This window comes from Leucobacter chinensis (genome assembly GCF_019049105.1).
GTDB lineage: Bacteria > Actinomycetota > Actinomycetes > Actinomycetales > Microbacteriaceae > Leucobacter_A > Leucobacter_A chinensis.
The window spans coordinates 83,853-107,338 of record NZ_JAHQZR010000007.1 but is presented as its reverse complement, the minus strand read 5'-3'; the positions used below and the strand labels follow the sequence as shown (position 1 = coordinate 107,338).

At 61.6% G+C, this 23,486-nt stretch carries 17 protein-coding genes; 4 read left to right on the top strand and 13 right to left on the bottom strand.

What is annotated here, in order from left to right:
- From KTJ78_RS09600 to KTJ78_RS09560, 9 genes are all read right to left on the bottom strand, one after another.
- Positions 1 to 1,429, bottom strand: a 1,429-nt coding sequence (locus tag KTJ78_RS09600) for an Ig-like domain repeat protein (RefSeq protein WP_217135080.1), incomplete at its 3' end; no start/stop codon positions are given.
- 408 nt (positions 1,430 to 1,837) lie between these two features.
- Positions 1,838 to 3,172 carry an O-acetylhomoserine aminocarboxypropyltransferase/cysteine synthase family protein gene (locus KTJ78_RS09595; protein WP_217135070.1) on the bottom strand — a complete coding sequence of 445 codons (1,335 nt, stop codon included), beginning with the start codon at positions 3,170 to 3,172 and terminating at the stop codon, positions 1,838 to 1,840.
- 13 nt (positions 3,173 to 3,185) lie between these two features.
- Complete coding sequence (locus KTJ78_RS09590; protein ID WP_217135068.1) at positions 3,186 to 4,103, bottom strand: methylenetetrahydrofolate reductase; 918 nt, start codon at positions 4,101 to 4,103, stop codon at positions 3,186 to 3,188.
- Positions 4,100 to 5,257, bottom strand: coding sequence for a uroporphyrinogen decarboxylase/cobalamine-independent methonine synthase family protein (locus tag KTJ78_RS09585; RefSeq protein WP_217135060.1), 1,158 nt, complete (start codon positions 5,255 to 5,257; stop codon positions 4,100 to 4,102). Before KTJ78_RS09585 ends, KTJ78_RS09590 begins: the two co-directional genes overlap by 4 nt.
- On the bottom strand, positions 5,254 to 7,575 hold the full coding sequence (metE, locus tag KTJ78_RS09580; protein ID WP_217135057.1) for a 5-methyltetrahydropteroyltriglutamate--homocysteine S-methyltransferase: 2,322 nt from the start codon (positions 7,573 to 7,575) through the stop codon (positions 5,254 to 5,256). Before metE ends, KTJ78_RS09585 begins: the two co-directional genes overlap by 4 nt.
- Positions 7,576 to 7,682: 107 nt before the next feature.
- Positions 7,683 to 9,404, bottom strand: a complete 1,722-nt coding sequence (locus KTJ78_RS09575) for an AMP-binding protein (RefSeq protein ID WP_217135055.1) — start codon at positions 9,402 to 9,404, stop codon at positions 7,683 to 7,685.
- Positions 9,405 to 9,567: 163 nt separating this feature from the next.
- Complete coding sequence (locus tag KTJ78_RS09570) at positions 9,568 to 11,289, bottom strand: acyl-CoA dehydrogenase family protein (protein ID WP_217135053.1); 1,722 nt, start codon at positions 11,287 to 11,289, stop codon at positions 9,568 to 9,570.
- A gap of 164 nt (positions 11,290 to 11,453) precedes the next feature.
- Complete coding sequence (locus KTJ78_RS09565; RefSeq protein ID WP_217135051.1) at positions 11,454 to 12,434, bottom strand: diaminopimelate dehydrogenase; 981 nt, start codon at positions 12,432 to 12,434, stop codon at positions 11,454 to 11,456.
- 81 nt (positions 12,435 to 12,515) lie between these two features.
- Entirely contained in the window at positions 12,516 to 13,607 is a 1,092-nt protein-coding gene (locus KTJ78_RS09560; RefSeq protein WP_217135043.1) for a diacylglycerol/lipid kinase family protein, read from the bottom strand.
- A gap of 166 nt (positions 13,608 to 13,773) precedes the next feature.
- Between KTJ78_RS09560 and KTJ78_RS09555 the strand changes: the two genes are divergently transcribed.
- From KTJ78_RS09555 to KTJ78_RS09545, 3 genes are all read left to right on the top strand, one after another.
- Complete coding sequence (locus KTJ78_RS09555) at positions 13,774 to 14,232, top strand: carboxymuconolactone decarboxylase family protein (protein ID WP_217135041.1); 459 nt, start codon at positions 13,774 to 13,776, stop codon at positions 14,230 to 14,232.
- Between the two features lie 3 nt (positions 14,233 to 14,235).
- Positions 14,236 to 15,063 (top strand): Cof-type HAD-IIB family hydrolase, encoded by an 828-nt coding sequence (locus tag KTJ78_RS09550; RefSeq protein WP_217135040.1) that lies wholly within the window; start codon positions 14,236 to 14,238, stop codon positions 15,061 to 15,063.
- A 213-nt stretch (positions 15,064 to 15,276) separates the two neighbouring features.
- Positions 15,277 to 16,737, top strand: a complete 1,461-nt coding sequence (locus tag KTJ78_RS09545) for an MDR family MFS transporter (protein WP_217135039.1) — start codon at positions 15,277 to 15,279, stop codon at positions 16,735 to 16,737.
- Here the strand turns inward: KTJ78_RS09545 and KTJ78_RS09540 are convergent.
- The 4 genes from KTJ78_RS09540 to KTJ78_RS09525 form a co-directional block, all read right to left on the bottom strand.
- Positions 16,734 to 17,765 (bottom strand): MBL fold metallo-hydrolase, encoded by a 1,032-nt coding sequence (locus KTJ78_RS09540; protein ID WP_217135037.1) that lies wholly within the window; start codon positions 17,763 to 17,765, stop codon positions 16,734 to 16,736. The two genes, KTJ78_RS09545 and KTJ78_RS09540, sit on opposite strands and share 4 nt — an antisense overlap.
- Positions 17,766 to 17,815: 50 nt before the next feature.
- Positions 17,816 to 18,601, bottom strand: coding sequence for a glycerophosphodiester phosphodiesterase family protein (locus KTJ78_RS09535; RefSeq protein WP_217135035.1), 786 nt, complete (start codon positions 18,599 to 18,601; stop codon positions 17,816 to 17,818).
- A 55-nt stretch (positions 18,602 to 18,656) separates the two neighbouring features.
- Positions 18,657 to 20,483 (bottom strand): DEAD/DEAH box helicase, encoded by a 1,827-nt coding sequence (locus tag KTJ78_RS09530; protein WP_217135033.1) that lies wholly within the window; start codon positions 20,481 to 20,483, stop codon positions 18,657 to 18,659.
- Positions 20,484 to 20,599: 116 nt separating this feature from the next.
- Positions 20,600 to 21,730: an AI-2E family transporter gene (locus KTJ78_RS09525; protein ID WP_369808058.1), complete on the bottom strand. Its 1,131-nt coding sequence runs from the start codon at positions 21,728 to 21,730 to the stop codon at positions 20,600 to 20,602.
- 198 nt (positions 21,731 to 21,928) lie between these two features.
- Here KTJ78_RS09525 and KTJ78_RS09520 point away from each other — a divergent pair, with 198 nt between their 5' ends.
- Positions 21,929 to 23,245 carry a hypothetical protein gene (locus KTJ78_RS09520; RefSeq protein WP_217135031.1) on the top strand — a complete coding sequence of 439 codons (1,317 nt, stop codon included), beginning with the start codon at positions 21,929 to 21,931 and terminating at the stop codon, positions 23,243 to 23,245.
- Positions 23,246 to 23,486: the final 241 nt, after the last annotated feature.

The window sequence follows — 23,486 nt, the reverse complement described above, 5'->3', positions numbered from 1 at the left end:
TATACCCCTCACCCTTCACCGTTACCGTGTCACCCGACGGATCCAAATCAAGATTCGGCGACACCGACAACTTCGGAGTTGCAGGCTCAACCGGAGCCTTCGCGAAGTCCAACAACACCTTCGCGTCAAACGAACGATCAGTCATACCCGTATGATTCGCCGCAGTAAACACCGCAGTCGCGCCAGCATCAAGCTGCTTCACCGCATACTCAAGCTCAAACGTGCCATCAGCCTCAGGCTTTACCTGCTTCGAACCAGTACGACAAGCCATCGCATGCTGAAACAAATCAGTCGGCAACTCGATATCAGCACACAAGAACACGTAAATGCTCTGCTCAGGGTTATAACCTTCACCCTTCACCGTCACCGTGTCACCAGCAGCCTTCAAACCAGCATTCGGCGACACCGACAACTTCGGAGTTGCAGGATCAACCGGAGCCTTCGCGAAGTCCAACAACACCTTCGCGTCAAACGAACGATCAGTCATACCCGTATGATTCGCCGCAGTAAACACCGCAGTCGCGCCAGCATCAAGCTGCTTCACCGCATACTCAAGCTCAAACGTGCCATCAGCCTCAGGCTTTACCTGCTTCGAACCAGTACGACAACCCATCGCATGCTGAAACAAATCAGTCGGCAACTCGATATCAGCACACAAGAACACGTAAATGCTCTGCTCAGGGTTATACCCCTCACCCTTCACCGTCACCGTGTCACCAGCAGCCTTCAAACCAGCATTCGGCGACACCGACAACTTCGGAGTTGCAGGGTCAACGGGATCTACAGGGTCGACAGGAGCCTCGGCTGGAGTCACCGAAACCGCGGCGGGAGCAGAGGTAGACCCGGTAAAGAGCGCTTCGTCGCTCGGCGTAAAGACGGCGGTAAAAGTGTGATCACCGGGTGCGAGCGCACCCGTATCGATCGACGCTTTGCCTGAAGAGACGGCAATCGGCGCGCCAAGAACAGCGTCGCCGTTTGCAAAGGTCACAGTGCCTGCTGCATCACTCGGGCTCACCGAAGCAGTCAGCGTCGTCGTTTCACCCTCGGTCAGCGTGGTCGATGCAGCCGCAAGGCTCACACTCGTGTCCTGAGCGACAGGAGCGGGAGGGAACAGTTGGTCCCACTGCGCCTCGGTAATCGCCAGTTCGGCACGGCCGTACACGTTCTCGGGCGTAGCGTCTGAGTGCTGTTTCCAGAGCAGCACCTCATACTGCTGGCCACGAACCAGCGCCTGGCTCGCGCCCGCCGCAACGGTTTTAGCGGTCAGCGTGAAAGTACTCGAACCGCTAGCAACCTCTGGAAAGGGCACCGCAAAGGCTGCATAGGCTGTCCCGTCACCGCCTTTGGGTACGAGCGCGCCATACATTGACTGAACGTCTGGAAGCCCCGTGGCCGTCACTCCCACCGTCAGCGTCCCATCGTCACCCACAGATTGAACGCTCGGTGTGACATTGGCAGGCTCGGCCGCTTGCGCAGCGGGAACCGCGAACATACTGCCAAATGCGACAAGAAAGGTAGTGAGAAGAGCAAAGGCGCTTCGGGACTTTTGGCCCCGGGAACTTCCCCGTGAAGCAATCGACTTTCGAACTCGCGACAGTGACATTCGTCAGGGCTCCTCACACCTTGAGAAAGTATACAACTGATGGAGGTAAGTACGACCTAACCACCATCACCGAAGATAGCTTAGGGTAACCTCACCTGTCAATTCGACATAAACCCTGATAAGAGCGTTTTTTGAAACACTTCACTCTTGCGCTTTTTCACGTTCTCTGATCACCTACCAGAGCTGGCAGTACAGACTTCTCATCTCTTGACTACCTGCGCCTTCACGCCAGCCTCACGGCACCCGATCGAGCGCTGAGCGCAGGTCATTCACGAGGTCTTCGGCGTGCTCGAGCCCGATCGAGAGCCTCAGCAGTCCAGGGGTTATGCCAAGCCGCTGGTTCAACTCCGGAGCAAAGCTCGCGTGGGTCGAAGTGAGCGGGTGCAGCACCATCGAGCGTGTGTCACCGATACCGGTCATGCGTGAGAAAATTTGCAGCCCGTTAAAGAAGGCTTTTGCTCCCACTTCTCCCCCACGCACTTCGACCCCAAACACAGCACCCGTTCGGCACCCGTAATCTCGTTGTGCAAGCTCGTAGCGAGAATTGGACGGGAGGCCTGCGTAGTGCACCGCGAGCACCTCGGGCTGCTCTTCGAGCCACTCGGCAATGCGCAGAGACGAGCCAACGTGGCGTTCCATGCGCAACGACAGGGTCTCAAGCCCCTGATGCAAGAGAAAGCCGTTGAAGGCCGCGAAGGTTGGGCCAATGTCGTTGACCACCTGCTCGCGAGCAGCCTGCGCAAACGAGGTACTGCCAAAACGGTCAACGTACGACCCCAGTCCAGGCCGCAACGAACGGGTAATGAGCGGGTACGAACGCCCCGCCTTCGACGCGGCGAGCCAGTCGAATGATCCGCCGTCAACAATCGCACCACCGACTGCGGCTCCATGCCCCGATAAAAACTTCGTCGTCGAGTGCACCGTGATGTGTGCCCCGTGAGCGAAGGGGCTAATGAGCGCCGGGGTGCCGACGGTGTTGTCGACGATAACGGGAAGGTGGTAGCGCTCGGCAACCTCGGCAATGCGCCTCAGGTCGGTGATGTCGTTGAGCGGGTTGGGCACCGACTCGGTATAGATCGCTTTGGTCTCGGGGCGAATGACGCGTTGCCACTCGTCGTCGTCATCAATGTTCCACACGTAATCGACGCCAATGCCGGCGCGAGCAATGCTGCGGCCAAACAGAATGCGCGTGCCGCCATAAATTGACGCGGTCGAGACGATGTGGTCGCCCGTTTGCGCGAGTGTCAAGATAGCCGAGGTGATCGCGGCTTGCCCGCTCGACACCGTGACCGCAGCGCTGCCGCCCTCAAGCGAGGCCAACCGCTGCTCGGCGACCTGGTTCGTCGGGTTGCCCTGACGCGAATAAATCGGGTCGGTCGAGGTGCTGTTGAACCTCGCGACCCCGTCGTCAAAGTCTTCGAACACGTAGCCGGCCGAGAGCGCGACGGGCGGAACTCGAAGGCCACGATTCGCATCGCGGTACTCGCCCGCGTGCACCTGCCGTGTCTCAAAGGCAAAGCCGTTCCAATCGCTGATGGGGGTGCGGCTTTGACAGGGTGCGTCGTTCATAGTGCGTGCTCCGTTACTGTGCATGGCCCGGCGACGTCTTCGCAGTGAGCAACCCGAGCTCACGCAAGACGGCCAGGACCTGTTCGTGTCGGTTGAAGGTGTAAAGGTGTAGCGAGTCGATGTTCTCGGCCAGAATTGCCTGCGAGAGTTCGATGGTGTGTGCGACCCCGAGGTCTGGGGCGTACCCGCCAACCCGTTCGATAGCCCGTTCGAGTTCTTTCGGGGCTGGCTGACCCGCGAGGGCCGAGACCTTGCGCAGTTGCGCACTTGTGGCGACCGGCATGAGCCCCGGAATGATCGGCATCGTGACACCCGCGCGCCTCGCATCGGCGACGAATTCCAAGAACTCATCGGCGTGAAAGAACAGCTGGGTGATGGCAAACTGCGCGCCCGCCTGCTGCTTCGCCGCTAACCAGTCAAGATCAGCCGCACGACTTCGCGAGAGCGGGTGCCCGTTCGGGTAGGCCGCAACCGCGGTTCGCCCGACGCTCGTAAGCGGTGGCCGTTCGGCGCGCGCCTCAGCGATGAGTTCGACGAGCTCTGCCGCGCTGAGGGCATCGCGAAACACGGGGTCATCGAGCCCAAGCCCCTTTGGCGGGTCGCCGACGAGCGCCAAGAAATCGTGCACACCGAGATCGAGAATGCGGTGGATCGTCGCCTTCAGCTCGTCGCGCGACGTATTGACCGTCGTGAGGTGCGCGAGTGGCAGAGCCGAGGTGTGGTCGCGAATGTGCTTGAGCAGATCGAGCGAGGCATCACGGTGCGAGCCATTGGCCCCGTAGGTGACAGCGATAAAGCCGGGGGCCTCGGCGGCGAGGTGCTGCACCGCGTTGCCGAGGGCAAGGGCTGCCGCCCCACTTCTCGCGGGAAACACCTCGAACGAGAATCTAGGTTTCGTGGGCCGAGTGCCGGTGAGCAAGACATCGTTCATGACGCACCCACCGTCTCGCTCGTGAGCCCAAGCACCTCTGCGGCGAGTGCCGTGCCCCGCACCCTGGCGGCAATTTTCGAGAAGGCCACGTCACGGGCGAAGTCTGGTGAGCCGTGACGTGGCTTGTCGTCAATGAGGTACGGCGAGAACCCGCAGTCGTCGGTTGATCCGAGCAAGTTCGCCGGGATAAAGCGTGAGGCTTTGACGAGTTGGTCACGCACCTCTTCGGGGGTCTCAAGCTTCGGGTTTGTGGGGTCGGTCACCCCGAGCAGAATGTGCGGCAGGTGCCCGGTCTCGCCTCGCGCACTGAGCTGCGAGCCGATGAGCGCGGCGACTCGCTGTGGATCTTCTTCGCTCGCGGCTTGAACAAGAAAGTAGCCCGCCTCGATTTGCAGCAGCTCGGGAATGAGCTTCGCGTAGTCGACGTCGGCGGAGTGCGCGCTATCTCGGTCGTTGCCTGGGCAGGTGTGTACCCCGGTTGCCGCGCGCTGTTCAGGGGTCAGCTCGTCGAGCACGCGATTCACCAGGTCGATGAACCCAGCGAGCGCGCTCGGCCCAGCCCACGGCGCCCTGAGGTCGGTGCGCAGGGCGAGACGCCCCTCGGTGAAATCGATGCTCACCCGGCTCGCGCCTGCGGCAAAGGAGCGCCGTATGTCTTCGGCGCACTGCGCTACGACATCGTCGAGAAACTCTGCACGGGTATAGCCTGCGAGCCCAGACTCCGGCACCATGAGCGAGAGCATCGAGGGCGAGATGACCGCCTGCTTGAGAGGCGCGTCGGTCAGGGCCCTCGCCTTCTTCACATCGTCAGCGGCCCACACGCGGTAGCGCAGCGGCGCCCGCAGCAACCTCGGCACCACGCGGTGATGCCCGTCGGCGAACACCGCGAACACGGGCCCCTCAGAGGCATCACCCTGGTCGAGAAAATAGGTCGCAAAGCTCGCCCGGCGCTGCTCACCGTCGCTGAGAATCGGTGACCCGGTCTCGGCCATGCGCTGAAGCGTCTCGGCAACCGCGGCATCCTGCGCCTCGGCGAGAGCTTCGGCGCTCACGAGCCCTAGTTCGGCCTCAAGCACCGCCCGCTGCAGCGCCGCGGGCCGCGGCAGTGAGCCAACCGGTTCGGTGTGCAGCGGCTGGCTCACGCCCGTTGTCACACCTGCTCCCTGTCACGCACGGCCTTGGTTGCAGCCACGAGGTTCTTGAGGCTCTCAACGGTCTCGTCGTACCCTCGCGTCTTGAGACCGCAGTCGGGGTTGACCCAGAGCAGCTCGGCGTCGATCCGCTCACGAGCGATCTCGATGAGGTCGCGAATTTCGTCGACGCCTGGCACGCGTGGTGAGTGAATGTCGTACACCCCGGGGCCGATGCCGCGAGAGTAGCCGTGGTCGCCAATGGGCTGCACGACGTCCATGCGGCTCCGCGCAGCCTCGATGCTCGTAACATCAGCGTCGAGGCCGTCGATCGCTCCCACGATCTCGTTGAACTCTGAGTAACAGAGATGGGTGTGGATCTGCACGCCCGCGGGTGCCCCGCCGGTCGCCAGGCGGAAGGAGCCAACCGACCACTGCAGGTAGGCCTCGTGTCGCGGTGCCTCAAGCGGCAGCAACTCACGAAGCGCTGGTTCGTCGACCTGCACGATGCCGATTCCGGCCTCGCCCAGGTCACGAATCTCGTCCCTGAGCGCGAGCGCGACCTGCTCGGCGGTTTGCCCGAGCGGCTGGTCATCGCGCACAAACGACCATGCCAGAATCGTGACGGGGCCCGTAAGCATGCCCTTGACTGGTTTATCGGTGAGTGACTGCGCATACGATGACCAGCCAACGGTAATCGGCGCCGAACGTACCACATCGCCCCACAGAATCGAGGGCCTGGTCGCGCGTGAACCGTACGACTGCACCCAGCCGTGCTCGGTCACAGCGAAACCTTCAAGGTGTTCGGCAAAGTACTGGACCATGTCGTTGCGCTCGGCCTCGCCGTGCACGAGCACATCGAGCCCGATTTCTTCTTGCAGCCGAATAACCCGCTCGATTTCTTCACGCAAGAATGCGTTGTAAGCGTTCTCATCGATCTCGCCACGGTTGAAAGCAGCGCGAGCGACCCGAATCTCTGATGTTTGCGGGAACGAGCCGATCGTCGTGGTTGCAAGTCGTGGAATCGACAAGGCTTGCTGCGCTTCACGCCGTTCTTCTTCGCTCGCACGCTGACGGCTCTCAGCAGTCACCGAGGCAACCCGGTCGCGTGTCTCAGCCAAGTGCACGCCCGGCGCCTGATCACGGTCTCGAAGCACCGCTTCGACCTCGGCGAGCTCGGCCTCAATCGCTTCGGCGCCCTCGGTGAGACCACGGGCGAGGGTAACGACCTGCTCGACTTTCTGGTCGGCGAAGGCGAGCCACGACCTCAGCTGGTCGCTGAGCTTCGTCTCGCGGCGCACGTCGTAGGGTAGATGCTGCAGGTTGTTCGAGGTTGAGACGGCCGTGGCAATACCAGCCTCGCGCAGTGCCTCAAGCTCGGCAAAACGTTCACGCAGATTCGTGCGCCAGATGTTGCGCCCATCAATCACACCGGCAACAAACTGCGTTTCGCCGAGTGCCGTGGCGAGCACTGCGGGCTCTGGAGCTGTGCCTCGAACAAGGTCGGCGTGTAGTGCCTCGACGGGCAGCTCTGCAAGACGAGTCAGATACTCGCCCACGTCTCCGTAAGGCGCGCTCAGCACAATCGCTGGACGTTCCTCGGCCGCGAGTTCACGGTATGCCGCTTCAACAAGTGCAACGATCTCGCTTCGGCCAAGCCCGAGTGAGTCTGATACGAGTGCAGGCTCATCGAGCTGAACCCAGGTCGCACCGGCCGCTTTCAGATCGCGCAACAGCGTCGCGTATACCCCGACCAGGTCGGCGAGGCGGGTGACGGGTTTGAAGCCCGGCGCAGCCTGCTCACTCGCCTTTGCGAGCAGCAGGTAGGTCACAGGGCCCACGAGTACCGGGCGTGCATCGATGCCCTGCTGCTGCGCCTCACGCACACCACCGACGTACCAGTCGGCGTTCGCTTCGAACACGGTTTGTTCGTCGATCTCAGGAACCGAGAAGTGATAGTTCGTGTCAAACCACTTGGTCATTTCAAGCGGCTGATGCTGGGCGTCACCCCTCGCGAGCACGAAGTACCGATGTAGGGCTGACCCCTCAACGTCACGAAAGCGAGCCGGAATGGCGCCCACAGCAACCGTGGCGTCGAGCACCTGGTCGTAGAGGCTGAAGCTCTCAGGCACTGCTCCGCCACTCGCCTGAAGCCCGAGGCCGACAAGTCGTGCACGGGTAGCCGCACGCTGCTCACGCACCTCGTTGATGAGCTCAGCTTCGCTCAGTCCGCCTTTCCAAAAGCGTTCGACCGCACGCTTCAGCTCGCGGTCGGGACCGATTCTTGGGAAGCCCTGAATCGTAGCGTTGGGCAGTCGGTGCGTCGTGGTTGTCGTTGTCATCGTTGATCCTCCAGCGTTGCTCAGCAGATGTACAACGACTGTAAGAAGCTCCGACAAACTCAACAAGTTTCATGACGAACTATGACTCATTTGACGCACAGTGCCGCTTATTCTTCTGACGCCGGCAACGCCCGAACTGCCTTTCGATCGACGAGGAGCGTGTCACGCACCTGACGGCGCAGAATCTTACCGATAAGCGATTTCGGCAGCTCTTCCCACACGAAGTAGCTGGTGGGCCGTTTGTATTCAGAGAGCTGTTCACGCGCAACTTCCCTGGCACGGTGTTCGTCAAACTGATGACCTGACTCAGTAACGACAACAGCCGTCACAACCTCTGCCCCGCTTCCGCGAGGAACGCCGACAACCGCAACCTCGGCAACGCCCTCGACCGTGCCGATAACCCGCTCAACCTCGGTAGGGGCAACATTAAACCCGCCCGTGATGATGAGCTCCTTCTTCCGGTCAACCACCGTGACGAAACCGTCGTCATCTTGCACAACAAGGTCGCCCGTGCGCAACCAACGGCCATCGACGAGCGCGTCACGAGTATCTTCTGGCCGGTTCCAATACCCCTGGAAAACCTGCGGGCCGCTGATGAGTAGCTCGCCCACCTGCCCCAGCTCAACCTCTTCGTGCGGGGCGTCAGGGTTCACAACACGAATGTCGGTCGAGGGGAACGGCAGCCCGATGGCTCCGATGCGACGCTCATCGCTAAAGGGGTTGGCGAGCGCAATCGGGCTCGTCTCAGTCAGGCCATACCCCTCGTTCAGCATGCTGCCCGCAAGGTCTTCCCAGCGCTTCACGATCGCCGGGGTGAGGGTCATCGCACCCGAAATTGAGTAAACCACCTGGCTCAGGTCAAGCTGCCCGTCACGCGCAACCCTCGCGATCGCATCAAACATCGGCGGCACCGCGGGTATGAACGTCGGCGGGAACTTCTCGGCAGCCTTTGCCACGAGAGTGGCGTCAAAGGTTGGGAAGAGCACGGCGCGCGAGCCAGTCTCAACGGCATAAATGACCGAGAGCAAGAGGCCAAACGAGTGGAACATCGGCAGCACTCCGTAGATGCTGCCTTTCCCGTGCTCAAAATCGGGCATCCACGCAGCCCCCATGCGAGCAACAGCCCAGAGGTTACCGTGCGAAATCATGGCCCCCTTCGGGGCCCCGGTCGTGCCCGAGGTGTACTGCAGGCAGGCAATGTCGTCACGCTTCGGCCGCGGGTGATCCTTTGGCAGCGGCGACTCCCGCTCGAGCTTTGCGAACGGAACCGTGCCGGTCGTCGCAGCCCAGAGCTTCGCCCGGCCCTCACGAGCCTTTTGCACCGGAAGCTTCAGCGCAACGCGCATGCCGAGCGGCATGGACCGAGTGATATCAACCGAAACGATCGTGTGAATGCCGAGGCTTGCCGGCAACGACTGAACCGTCTCAACAACGTTGCTCCAGGCGATGACCACCTGGGCGCCGTGGTCGCTGAACTGCGTGCGAAGCTCGTCTTTCGTGTAGAGCGGGTTGTGTTCAACCACCGTCGCACCGAGGCGTAGCACCGCATAGAAAGCCACGATGTGCTGCGGAGCATTCGGCATGATGAGTGCCACACGGTCGCCCGCCTTCACCCCGAGGTCCGCGAGCCCCTGAGCAACACGAAGCACCTGGTCAGAGAGCTCACGGTACGTGGTCGTACGACCGAAGAAGCTCACGGCGTCTTGATCTGCCCACTCGCTGCAGCGTTCGTCAAGAAGGTCGATGAGCGATCCCGTCACGGGTTCAATATCAATCGGGGTGCCGGGAGCGTAAAACCGGTTCCATGACCGGGTCTCATTCATGTGCATAGCGTTAAGGTTATCTTTTTTATACTGAAAAATCGCTTGCTCGTGAACGAAACCTACAAGACTTCTCGAAATCGACGCCCGCTGGCCGCAAGACAACGCGAAGGCCCGGCTTCACTGAAGAGACCGGGCCTTCGCGCTGTCGCTGTGTCGACTTGAACGGTCGTTAGACGATTTCACCGTTTTCGACGATCTCGCGAAGCGAGTGCACCTCTGAGAGGTGGTGTGCGCCAAAGAAGTCGGCCTCGAGCAGACGCTGCTCGTCAAGCTCGGTGAGCGTTTCGTGAGCGAGCGTTGCCTGAATAATGAGGGCGTGCATCCACCCACCCATCACGAGGCTCAGCAGGCGCTGCAGTGGAACTGAGACGGCAAACGCATCGCGGGGGTTTTGTGCGAAGCCGGCGAGTGCCTGGCTGGCAGCAACCGCGCTTCCGAGTGCGCGACCGAGGCGCTCAGCGGTGCGCTGTGCAACCGGGTTGTCGATGCCCTGGAGCGCGGTGACCTGTTCCTGCACCATGCCAAGCACCTGCTGCAGCGTCTTGCCGTTATCGCGCAGAATCTTGCGGCCCACGAGGTCGTTCGACTGAATCGCGGTCGTGCCCTCGTAAATCGGAGTGATGCGCGCGTCGCGGTAGTGCTGGGCGGCACCGGTCTCTTCGATAAAGCCCATGCCGCCGTGCACCTGAATCGCGTCTGACGCGATGCGCACCGACTCTTCGGTAGCCCATGACTTCAGGAGCGGCACGAAGAATTCCATGATGGCCTGGTTGTCACCCTCGGCAGCGCGGTCGCGCATGTCGCCGACCAGCACGCTGAAGGCGCGCATGGCGTGGATCGAGCTTGACATCGAGAGCAGCAGGCGGCGCACGTCAGGATGCTCGCCAATCGTTGCACCCGCGTCACGGCCAATGACCGGCCCCTGCACGCGGAACGCGGCGTACTCAGCTGCACGCTGGTAGGCACGGTCGGCAATGCCGAGGCCTTGAATACCAATGTTGATGCGGCTGTCGTTCATCATGACGAACATGCCCTGCAGGCCCTGGTGCAGCTCGCCGACGAGGTAGCCGGTCGCGTTCTCGTACTGCAGCTGCGCAGTGGGGCTGCCGTGAATGCCGAGCTTGTCTTCGAGTGAGACGGTCACGATGTTGTTGCGCTCACCGGGAGTACCGTCGGCGTTCAGCAGGAACTTCGGCGCGACGAAGAGCGACAGGCCGCGGTGGCCCTCTGGCGCACCCTCGGTGCGTGCGAGCACGAGGTGAATGATGTTCTCTGCAACGTCGTGGTCACCCCAGGTGATGAAGATCTTCTGCCCCGAGATCGAGTAGCTACCGTCGCCGTTGTCGCGAGCGATGGTCGTGATGGCGCCAAGGTCGGTGCCGGCCTGAGGCTCGGTGAGGTTCATCGTGCCGGTCCACTCGCCCGAGACGAGTTTGGGCAGGTAGGTTTCTTTGATCTCCTGCGAACCGTAGGTGTTGATCGAGTTGATCGCACCCGCGCTGAGGCCCGCTGCGAGCGAGAACGCCGAGTTCGCGGCCGACCAGAACTCGCTGAGCGCGCCCTGTACCGACGAGGGAAGCCCGTCGCCACCTGCCGATTCTGGCGAGCCCGCGCTTACCCAGCCTGCTTCAACGTAGGTTGCGTAGGCCTCTTTGAACCCATCAGGGGTCTGAACGTTGCCGTCGACGAGCTTCGCACCCTGCACGTCGCCGTTACGGTCGAGTGGAGCGAAGACCTCGCTCGCCATCTCACCGCCAGCTTCAATCGCATCGAGCATGTCGTCAGCGGTCATTGCGCCCTCGGTTGAGCGAGCAACGATATCGGTACCAAAAACTTCTTTCAAGAGAAAGGCGTAGTCAGCTACCGGCGCTGTGTAATCTCCATTAGCCATGTCAGTATCTCCTCGATTCCACTCCGACGAGCATTGTCGGACGTACTACTCTTCATTATCCCCTGTTTGTACCTGGGTGCCAATTGAGAGTCGCGCTCATTGTAGATACCACTGAGTGCGTTTCTCGTTTCGGGACCGGCGCCGGTGGCTTTACCCCCGACTCGCTACAGGAGCTCGGCGCGCAGCTGTGCTGGTGACTTCGGCGACAGGAGCCCTGGAGCGATGTCGTACACGGTTTTGGCGCCGTGATCACCCGAGCGAGCAAGTTTCGCCGCGGCCCTCGCATAGGCCACGAGCACGCTCGACGTGAACTCAGGGTTCGAGCCAAGCGTCAGCTGAAACTCCATGGTCTGCTGCGTGCCGGGCGATGATTCACCGCTGCGAATCACAAAGCCGCCGTGCGGCATGCCCTGGTGATCGCGCTCAAAATCTTCTTCGGTAATCACGTGCACGGTGGTGTCGTACGGCTCAAAGTAGTCAGGCATGGTCACGATCGCTTCGCGAATTGCGGCCTCGTCGGCCCCCTCTTCGAGCACCACGTAGCAGTCACGCACGTGCTGCTGCCGCGCGGTAAGTTCGGGCCGGCTACCGGCACGAACCTGCTCGATAGCCTCTTCTGAGGGAATCGTGTACTGCACAGCGAGACGAACCCCGTCAATACGACGCAGCGCGTCTGAGTGCCCCTGGCTGAGACCCTGACCCCAGAAGGTGTAGGTGCGCCCCTCGGGCAAGATGGCCTCGCCGAACATGCGCTGCAGCGAGAAGAGCCCCGGGTCCCACCCAGACGAGATGACGGCGGTCGTACCGGCCGCTCTTGCCGCCAGGTCAACCGCGGCAAAGTGCTCGGGAATTTTGGCGTGCGTATCAAAGCTGTCGACGAGCGTGAACCGTGAGGCAAGCTCTGGCGTTTGCACGGGGAGGTCTGACTTTGACCCGCCGCACAGAATGAGCACGTCGATGTCATCGCGAGGCTCGTCGAGCTCAGAGAGCGCAAACACGGGAGCCCCGAGCGTTGTAACGCTCAAAGGGTCGCGGCGCGAAAAGACGCCGACGAGTTCGAGATCGGGCGCGAGCCCGAGCGCGGTCTCGACGCCCTTACCGAGGTTGCCATACCCAACAATCGCCACACGAGTGTTTGCTTCCAAAAACGTACCCCTCTACCTCTCAACAACCGCCATTGTGTGCGGTTCTTTCATCGTACCGGCTGGCACTGACACGGCACCGATTTATTCGACGCTCAAGCGCCCACCCCGCACACGGAGCGCGGTCTCTTGCACCGTCAACGTCGCCGCGACAACCTCATCGAGCGCGTCACCGTCGACCTCGAACACTCTCGGCTCCTCGAGCTCAAACCGAATCTGTTGGCCCCGCCCACGCGTCACACTGCCGCTGCTCGTCGTCTCGTCACTCTGCGCGATTCGGCGCTTGAGACCGTTCTGCCAAGCCATATTGTGCATTGTGTCGAGCCAGCCACCAAGCCCCGCGGCGCTCAAGACGAGCATATCGAGCTGGCCGTCGCTCGGATCTGCTCCCGGCAAAAGATTCATGCCTGCCTGAATACTGCCGCAATTACCCACAATCATGGTGTGCGCGTCAATTGCTTCGGGCGCTTCATCATCGATGCTCACCCGCACCCCGATCACCTGGCTCGCTGAAATCGCCCGCCCGAGCGACTCAACGTATGCAGCCCAGCCCACCTGGCTCTTGAGGTCATCTTTCGTCTCGGTAATCATGTGCGCGTCGATGCCGAAACCGGCCATGACCGCAAAAGCATGCCGCTCTTCTGCCCCCACAGCGGTTTCGAGCGTTGCCCAGCCGATATCAATGGGTAACGCCTCGCCAAACACCGCGGTATCGAGCGCATCTTGCAGGTTGTGGATCGCGATACCGAGATTGCGCGCGAGCAAATTTCCCGTGCCGAGAGGCAGGATGCCGAGATCGGCGAGGCCAACCGGCCCGGCCTCGGTGTCATGAGAAGGTGCCGCACCGGGATCCGCCTCGGAAGCGTGCTCGGCGAGGGCCTCGGCAACGGCGCGAATCGTTCCATCGCCGCCCGCAGCGAGCACGAGCCTCGCCCCATCGCGCAAAGCCTCACGAGTAGCGGCAGCCCCCGGGTCGTCGCGGCTCGTCTCATACCAGCGAACCTTCCCCACCCAGTCATCGGCAATGCCTGTAGCCCTCTTGCGCTTCGCCGCGACACCGTTGAGGGCACTGCGAAGCGTCTTTTCGCTCGTCTTCGAGGGGTTCCACACGAGGGCGATATCGGCGGTCGGTGCGGTTGCAGGGCCCTCGGCGGGCACGGTCGAGAGTTCGGTCATTGCGGGTCACTCCGTTCGTTGAGCACGACATTCGTGTGATTCAAGTGTGCACTGATATCGCTTCGCGTGCGAGCCCGAGCCTCTCTGCGGGCCAAGGAATAGTTTCGGGGCTAGGCTGGTTGCAGACTGTGCACGATGCGAGAGAGTGAAGCGAGGAGAACGAGAGATGCGCCCATATCTTGACAAGACAGCCCCAGAGGTATGGAAAGCAGCTCAGGCGTTCAGCACCACGGTTGCAGCCGAGGCTGCAGCTCGCGGCATCACGGCACCCGAGGGCGAACTCATCAAGGTGCGCGCCTCACAGCTCAACGGCTGCGCATTTTGCCTTGACCTGCACACGAGACAGGCACGCAGCGCAGGGGTAACCGAGCAACAGCTCGACATGCTCCCCATTTGGCGTGACACCGAGCTGTTTTCAGAGCGTGAGATCGCGATGTTGCTCATCGCAGAAGCGACGACGCTCACACCGCTCGATGACCACGCCATTGCCGATCTCGAAGACGCCCGCGCTGTACTCGGCGACGAGACCTTCGCCGCTGCAGAGTGGATCGCAGTAGCCATCAACACGTTCAACCGCGTCTCAATCATGAGCGCCCACCCCGTTCGAGACAGGCGGTCAGCGTAACCCATGAACACCCTTCCAAAACTTATCGCGACTGACCTCGACCACACGCTGCTGGGCCCCGAGGGCCTCGTGAGCGAGCGCACGAGAAACGCGCTCGATGCGGCCAGATCAGCCGGCATTCACGTGGTTCCCGTGACCGCAAGGCAGCCCGTAGGGCTCCGCCAGATCGCCGAGAACGCGGGCTTCACCGAGTGGGCGCTGTGTTCAAATGGTGCCTTCGGTATTCACCTTGAAACGAGCGAGCTCCTCTTCACGAACGAGACGCCACCGCACACCCTTGAGCTCATCACCACTCGGCTCAACGAGCGCATTCCAGGGCTCAAGTACGCGAGCGTGTACGACGGCGGAGAGGGCTTTGTCGCCGAAGAGGGCTACGCCCACCTTGCGGCATTCATCGACCACAAGCGCGACCCCCGGCACATGGGCGGTGCTCCACTCGAGGCCGTCATCGAGCACCCGAGCTTGAAGCTCGTCGTTCGCCACCCCGAAATTGCGCCGCACGATATCGCCCACGAACTCTCAGGGCTCGGTCTGCCTGGCTTTGAAGTGACGCTCTCGGGCGCCCCCTTCGTCGAGATCATGGCCGAGAACGTCACCAAAGCCTCGGGGCTCGAGGAGCTCTGCGGGCACCTCGGTGTCGCCCAGAGCGAGGTCATCGCGTTTGGTGATGCCCGGAACGACATCGAGATGATCGAGTGGGCCGGGCACGGGGTTGCCGTGGCAAACGCTCTCGAATCGGTCATGCAGGTCGCCGACGAGGTGACGGCGAGCAACGCTGAAGACGGCGTTGCCCTCGTGATTGAACGAGTTCTCGCTCAACACCACCGCTAAGCACATTCGTGTGTATACTTTTCGCATGAAGATTTCTGTATGCGTGCTTGTGCCTTCAGGCGAGCGCGCAAACGCCATCGTTCTCGCGTAACACGCACCCACCGAACTTTCTGCGACCGGCACGTTGCATGCCTCGCACATTCTCCTTTCGGTGTTCTGGCACTTTTGCCTTCTTCCCTTCATGCCCAATGACTGACTTCTTGAGGAATACTCATGTCTGCTGAACAGCACAATCCCGCCGTACCGCCTTCTCAGCCCACTGAAATCACCCCGCTCCAGTCGAGAGCGATCTGGGTGATGCTCAGTGCAACCTTCATCGCGATTCTCAACGAGACGACCATGGGTGTCGCGATTCCACACCTCATCACCGACCTCGGCACGACCGCTGTCGGCGCACAGTGGCTCACAACCGCGTTCATGCTCACAATGGCGATCGTGATCCCGACCTCGGGCTACCTGCTGCAGCGCTTCTCGACCCGCACGATGTTCACCGCCGCCATGGCGCTCTTCACCGCGGGTACCCTCATCGCGGTGATCGCGCCGAACCTCTCGGTGCTCGTGGTGGCCCGCGTTGTTCAGGCCTCTGGCACGGCCATCATGTTCCCGCTGCTCATGACGACCATCATGACGGTCGTTCCGCCAGCATCACGGGGTCGCATGATGGGTCGGGTGAGCCTCGTCATGGCCTTCGCCCCCGCGATCGGCCCGGTGCTCTCTGGTCTCATTCTCGACACGCTCGGTTGGCGCTGGGTGTTCGGCATCGTCTTCCCTATCGCGCTCATCGCTCTTATCATCGGCGCCAAACTCGTTCCGTCTGTCGGCGAGCACGCGCGCACGCCCTTCGACCTCGTCTCGGTCATTCTCTCGGCGTTCGGCTTTGGTGGCATCGTTTACGGGCTCAGCCAAATCGGGCAGAGCACGGCTGGCTCCGGGGCACTCACTCTCTGGGTTCCACTCGGGGTGGGAGCCGTGGGCATCGCGCTCTTCATTTGGCGCCAGCTCACGTTGCAGCGCGACGACGCCGCGATGCTTGACCTCAGGGTCTTCTCGTCGCTGAACTTCACGCTCTCGGTTTCTCAGTTCGGCGTACTCTCGTTTGCCTTCTTTGGCGCGATCACGGTGTTGCCGCTCTATCTGCAGCGCATTCACGGGCTCTCAGCACTCGACTCGGGCATGATTCTCCTGCCCGGTTCACTCGCGATGGGTTTCGCAGGCCCACTCATCGGCCGAGTCTATGACCGTTTCGGCACCCGCGTGCTGCTCGTGCCGGGCGCGATCGCGGCCACCGCCGTGCTCTGGTTCTACACCACGATTTCTGAGACCACCGCGATCTGGATGCTCATCGTGTCACAGACGGTGCTCTCGCTCGCTCTCGCGGCTTCGTTCACCCCGCTGTCAACGGCCGCGCTCGCATCGCTCAGGCCACACCTCTACTCGCACGGTAGCGCGGTGCTTGGCACCGTTCAACAGGTTGCGGGTGCTGCGGGCGTTGCACTGCTCATCACCATCATGTCATCGGTCTCATCATCGACGGGCGGCGGCCCCGAGGCAATCACCGCCGAGGGAACGCAGCGCGCATTCCTCATCGCGGCAGTTGTTGCGATACCACTCATCGTCGGTGCGTGCTTTATCCGCAAGCCCGATGACGTCGCGGTCGAAACGGCAAATGTCTAGTGACTTTTGACGGGTGCGGGCGCAGGGGGCATACGACTCGTGATGCCCGCCCGCACCGCGTCTCGGTACATGCTCGTCTGGGCAAGGCCTGATGCGAGCAGCGTGCTCTTCAGCAATGTCTGCCACCCGGCACTCCAGGTGAGCTGCTCGGCGATTCCCCACACGCTGAGGTCAGGGTCACGAGCGAGAATCGTCTCGACCTCGTGAGCCCGTTTGTGTACGTGCGCTGCCTGCTCGAGCCGCCGCTCTTTGAGCCCGTAAAAACGATACCCGTGACCAGGGCATACCTCGTAGTCGTCAAAGGGCTCGAGCCGTTCAAGCGATGCTAAGAAGTCGACCACCGCGTTCTCGTTATCGCGGCTACCGCTGAGCCCTATGCCCGGGTTCACGGTGGGCAAAACGTGGTCGCCCGAGAATAAGAGTTTGCGCATGTCGTCAACGAGGCACATGTGGCCGGCGGTATGGCCGGGCGTTGCCACTACCCGCCAACCCGTCTCGGCGATCTCATCGCCATCCCGTACGAGAAGGTCAGCGCGAATATCGGGGTGCTCGCCGTAATCAGCGCGATCCATCATGTCGAGCAGGCCGCGCATCTCTGCTTCGGGCATGCCCCACGCGGCAACCTGCTCACGCAGTTGCGCAATGAGGCGCGACTGAGAACCCTCGACCTCTTCTTGCTCCCGTGCGTGCATCACCACCGTTGCCCCGCTCAGCTCCCGGAGCCGCGCTGCGCTGCCGAGATGATCGGGGTGCGAATGGGTGACAACGATCGTCGCGATATCGGCAAGCGAACGACCATGCGAGGCAAGAAAGTCACGAAAGATCTCGACCGTTGCTTCGCCCTCGCTGCCAGGATCAATCACATACACTTGCCCGTCAGCGTGCAGCATCACCATGCTCAGCGTGTACGAGAGAAACGAACCAGGCATCGGCACCGCGACCGCCCAGAGCCCCTCACGCACCTCTTCATGGTGCGGCACCCCGTGTGCCGCGGCGGCTTCACACTGGTTGTCGCTCAGCACTCGCACGGTGATCTCCCTCGAACAGTTGTGACGGTGGCGATATCGCCATATCCAGTCTAGCCACGTCCAGAGAACGCCTTGACCGCGACGTCGGTGCGGTCAGTGACAAGACCGTCAACGCCTAAGGCCACGAGTTCGCGCATGCGAGACTCATCGTTCACGGTCCACACGTGCACCTCTACCCCGTGGTCGTGTGCGGCTCGCAGCAGTCGCGGCGTGAGCACACGGAATGGACCCTGTTTCTCGGGTATTTGGAGGGCATCGAGCCCGCGAAGCGCGCGCTCAGTGAGAGACTGTGAACGAAGCGCTAGCGCACCGAGAAGCTGCACGATGATCTGACTTCCTGGCGAGGTCGCAGGTCGCATATGAGCCCCCGCACGACGAGCTGCTTCGAGACTCACGAGCCGGTTCTTCTGAGAAAAGCTCGTGAGCAGCACGCGCTCTGCGTGCGGAGCCGCAGCCCGCCCCGCCCCCTCGGCCGCGTCAAACACCTTGACATCAATGTTGAAATGGGCCTCGGGAAACCGCTCGAGTGCCTCAGCGAGCGTGACAATGCCCCCACGCTCGGCAAACCTCGCTTCGAGTTCTACTTTCGTTAACGCATCGACGCGTGTGGGGTCACCAAGCACCTGCTTCAGGTCAGCATCGTGTATGAGCACGACGTGGCCATCTTTACTGATGTGACAGTCACTCTCAATCGTGGTGACACCGAGTTTCATCGCGGCGTCAAAAGCAGCAGCCGTGTTTTCGACGATACCTTCGGCTGCTGCCTGGGGTGAAACAAACCCCTGGTGAGCGATAACCCTGGGGCCCTCTTGCGGATGAAGAAACGGATGCTGCACACACCCAGTATCGCACCCGGAGAAAGCCCCGGGTGCATCACGCGTTGAGGCTCACCTAGTGGCGGGGCTTACGCTTCGGGCGATCGTCGCGAAAGTCGCGTCGGCTATCGCCGCGCTCGCCACGATCGTCGCGGTACGACGAACGCCCCTTGTCGCCGTAATCGCCGCGGCCACCGCGTCGGTCGCCGCGGTCGTCGCGACGGTTGCGGTGCTGTGGCGGGCCCTGATCTTCGCGCATCTCGATGAGTTTGCCACTGATACGAGTATCTTGCAGGCGATCAAAAACTTCTCTTGGCAGGTTCGCAGGAAGCTCGACGAGCGAGAAGTCGGGGCGGATCTGGATGTGCCCGAAGTCGTCGCGTTTCAGCCCACCCTCGTTTGCGAGCGCGCCAACGATCTGACGTGGCTCAACCTTGTGGCGACGCCCCACAGCAATGCGGTACTGCTTTGTTGGGCCGTCATGACGACGGCGGGCACCACGGGATTCTCCGTCACCATCGCGAGCTGGGCGGTCACGACGATCACCACGACGCAGTTCAAGCTCGTCTTCAGGCGAGAGCAGCAACGGGGTGTCGCCCTGCGCCACGACCGCGAGAGCGGCCGCGACGTCAGATTCTGGCACGTCATGGTGTTCGACGTAGTGAGCGATGATGTCGCGGAAGCGATCGATGCGATCGCGCTGTTCGAGCGCCGCGGTGATTGCGTCGTCGAAGCGCGAGAGCCTCGTTGCATTGACCTCGTCAACGTTGGGCAGTTGCATCTCGGTGAGGGGCTGCCTCGTTGCCTTCTCAATCGAGGTGAGCATGCGGCGCTCTCGCGGTGTGATGAAGCTGATCGCGTCACCCGTACGGCCAGCACGTCCCGTGCGACCGATACGGTGCACGTATGACTCGGTGTCGATGGGAATGTCGAAGTTCACGACGTGGCTGATGCGCTCAACGTCAAGACCGCGCGCCGCGACGTCGGTCGCAACGAGAATGTCGAGCTTGCCCGACTTCAGCTGGTTCACGGTGCGCTCACGCTGCGCCTGCGGCACATCACCGTTAATTGCCGCCGCGGAGTGCCCGCGTGCCCGCAGCTTCTCGGCGAGGGTCTCGGTCTCGTTCTTCGTGCGAGTGAAGACGATCATGCCGTCAAAGTTTTCGACCTCGAGAATGCGGGTGAGCGCGTCGACCTTCTGTGAGTACGACACGACAAGGTAGCGCTGGGTGATGTTGGCCGACGTGGTCGTCTTGCCCTTCACAGCGATCTCTTCAGGATTGTTGAGGTGCTTGGCCGAGATGCGCTTAATCTGCGCGGGCATCGTTGCTGAGAAGAGTGCTACCTGCTTGTCGGCTGGAGTCTCGGCAAGAATCGTATCGACGTCTTCGGCAAAGCCCATCTTCAGCATCTCATCGGCCTCGTCGAGTACGAGGTACTTGAGCTCAGAGAGGTCGAGCGTGCCCTTATCGAGGTGGTCCATGATGCGGCCTGGGGTACCGACTACCACGTGCACACCGCGGCGCAGTGCCGAAAGCTGCACGCCGTAGCCCTGCCCGCCGTAGACCGGCAGCACACGAACTCCCTTGAGGTGAGCTGCGTAGCTTTCGAAGGCTTCGCAGACCTGCAGGGCGAGTTCACGGGTTGGCGCGAGCACGAGCGCCTGGGGGTTCTTTTGTGACGCGTCGATGCGTGACAAAATGGGCAGCGCAAAGGCCGCGGTCTTGCCGGTGCCGGTTTGCGCGAGCCCCATCACGTCGCGCCCCTCGAGCAGGTGCGGAATCGTCGCTGCCTGAATCGCAGAGGGTGTTTCGTAGCCAACATCCTTCAATGCTTTGAGCACGAGATCGTCGAGCCCGAGCTCAGAAAAAGAAAGTTGTTCGCTGGTATTACTTGAAGCCATGCATTCAAGGTAACGGGTCTAGCCGCGTTTCGCCGCATCGAGAGGCAAGATTGTATAGATTTCTCGTGTTTTACGGCGTGGTGAACCTTACAAGAAACAAACGGCACGAAATTTCGTCAGGATTCCTGGGGCATTTGCGTGAGTAATCCGGCGTGATAATCACGCACCGCGGCGAGCGCCCGTTGGACAGCGGCGACGAGCGGTGGCCCAAGCACCATGCCGATCACGCCGGCGACAACCCCGCCCACGATGGTCGAGAGCAACACCATGACGGGGTGGATCTTGAGCGATGACCCCAGCACGTACGCGTTAACCGCATTTTGAATCGGCCCGTTCGAAATGAGCAGGCCGATACCGACGATGAGCGCTGCCGGCGCTCCCCCGTATCCAAACGCAATGAGCACCGCGAAGAGCCCCGTGAGCCATGCACCGATGAAGGGCACGAAGGAGAGAAAGAAGTAGAGAATAATCATCGGCACTACGAGCGGAATGCCGAGCACGAGCAGCGGAATCACAAAGATGGGCCCGGTGATGAGCGCGGTAATCGCGGTTCCTTTAAAGTAAGCACGCAGCGAGGTGCGCACCTGTGCATCGATCTCGGTCACGAGCACGGGATCGCGGTGGGTAATGCGCGCGATCCACCCGGGAAACATTTGCCCGTCTCTCAGGACGAAAAAGAGGAAGTACGTGGCGAAGAACGTGCCGATCGCAAAGGTGATCGCACCGTAGAGTGCACTCGTTGCAAAGCCAACGGCGCCTCGGCCTGCCTGTGAGAGGTAATCGACTGCGGCCTCACGGGCGGGTTCGATCCAGCTCGCATCGAGGCCTGCTGAACGCAGCGCCTGGTCGATGTGGTGCCAGCCTCGCAACACCTGCTGCGAGATCTCGGGCACCTGCTGAATGAAGCCGTGCACGACGACGTATACGACGCCACCGAGTACCGTGAGCGTGACGAGCAAGACGACGGTCGCCGCGAGCGAGCGCGAGAGGCCCGTTTTGCACAACCAGCCCACGAGGGGCTCGAGCACGGCGCCGAGAATCACGGCGATCGTCAGCGGCACGAGAATGCCGCTCAACGCGCTCATGGCACCGGCGATGAGCACCGTCAGGACAATGACGCCTACGAGCGCCCAACTCGTGAGACCAAACGACCGAAGCTTCGAGGTGCCACCGGCCTGCGCCGTGGCCGGTTCGCTCGGGGTTTCGGCGGCTGCATCGCCGCCCGCCTTGGCCCAAGAATTCGACACCGACTACCCCATACCTTTCAGCGATTACCCTGCCATGTGCGCGCCACAAGGGCACGCACGGCCTGCGCATCATCTTAGCGTCAGCCTGCCGCGAGGCTGTTGGCGAGCATTACTCGCACTTGGCTGGACACGAAGATTTTTGGTGCGCGTGTCACAGGTACCCGCTATCTTTGGGTTATCTTTCGAGACAGGATCATCATGACCACTGAGGCCGAACTCACTGCTCGCATCGAGGCGCTCGAGGCAGAGAACGCCGCGTTGCGAGGCCCGAGCGAGTCACCCTCTCGTCGTAGTTTTTGGGGTCGAGGCCTGCTCTCGGTGCTCGCGATCTCACTCGGCCTCATTCTCGGCACCCTCAGCATCGTCACGACGCACGTCAAAACCCAACTCACAAACACCGATCTCTTTGTCTCGACCTTTGCGGTGTTGCCCGAAGAGCCCGCCGTGCAAACCGCCATCATCGATGCGACCACGAAGGCGTTCACCGATGCCGTCGATCTGCCGGGGCTCACGAAAGACTTGTTTGACGGGATCCGCTCGCTCGGCCTGCCCGAAGAAGCCAAGGCGGCGCTCGGGCTCCTCGAAGGGCCCGCGGCTCAGGGCGCTGAGAGCCTCGTGCACACCGCGGTGACCGAGGTGGTGACCTCTCCTACGTTTGCCCAGGTATGGCAGCAGGCACTACGCATGACCCACACACAAATTGTTGCCACGTTAAGCGGTGAGGGCGACGGCGCCGTTTCGATCGGCGCTACAGGAACCCTCGAAATTCGTCTCGGGCCCGTCATCGAGAGCGTTCGAGACAAGCTCATTGCTGAGGGAGTGGGGCTCGCGCAACTCATTCCACACACCAACTACAGCATCGTGCTCGTTCAGGACGAGGCGATCACGCAGCTCTCGACGCTGTATTCCCTCTTCACCACGCTTGCGACATGGCTGCCATGGGCTGCCCTTGCCCTGCTCACCACGGGTGTCGCACTCGCTCGTCGGCGCCGCCGGGCTCTCAAAGTGACAGCGGTGAGCTCGGCCGTGCTCATGGTCACGCTCGGGTCGCTTCTCGCGGCAGGGCGGGGCATCGTCTCAACCCAGCTCGCCAAGCCACAAGAGTCGCTCAGCGCCGAGGCAATCGCCGTCTTTTACGATCACGCCACCGAGGCAGCAGGGCACCGAATTCTCGCGATTGGCGCGATCGCCGTTGCTCTGTTAGTCGTACTCTGGGCTACTGGCGCCTCCCGTCTCGCGGCAGTCATACGCCACGGGGTCGTCGTCTCATCGGCACGGCTGCGCGCAAAGCTCGGCACGCCGTCGCGCGCTGCGCTCGCCTGGGGCACGTGGATCGATCGCAACCACAGCTTCGTCCTGGGCGTCATTGCCGTCGCTGCCGCCGCAATCATCCTGCTCACTCGCCCGCTCTCGCTCACAACCGTGGTGCTCACTGCGATTGGCGCACTCGTCATCGTTACCGTTGTGCAGTTCGTGCGCGTTCCAGAGCAACAGCGCTTCGAATCTGCTCGATGAGAACATTTGACAGCAACACGAGAAGATCGTCTATTCACCGCCTCAGGTAAACGGCAGGCAGCTTCACAGCAACCGTCGACGTGCGCAGAGAGCACCTCACTCAAATCGATTCAACGCGTAGATCACTCCCCCCTCATCGCAAAACACACGTAGGTAAATCGAGCCTTACGGAATATACACGTATCTTTTAACTTTTTCAGGCGCATCTTTGAAACGTTTGCTACTCATTTTTGCGCTTTAG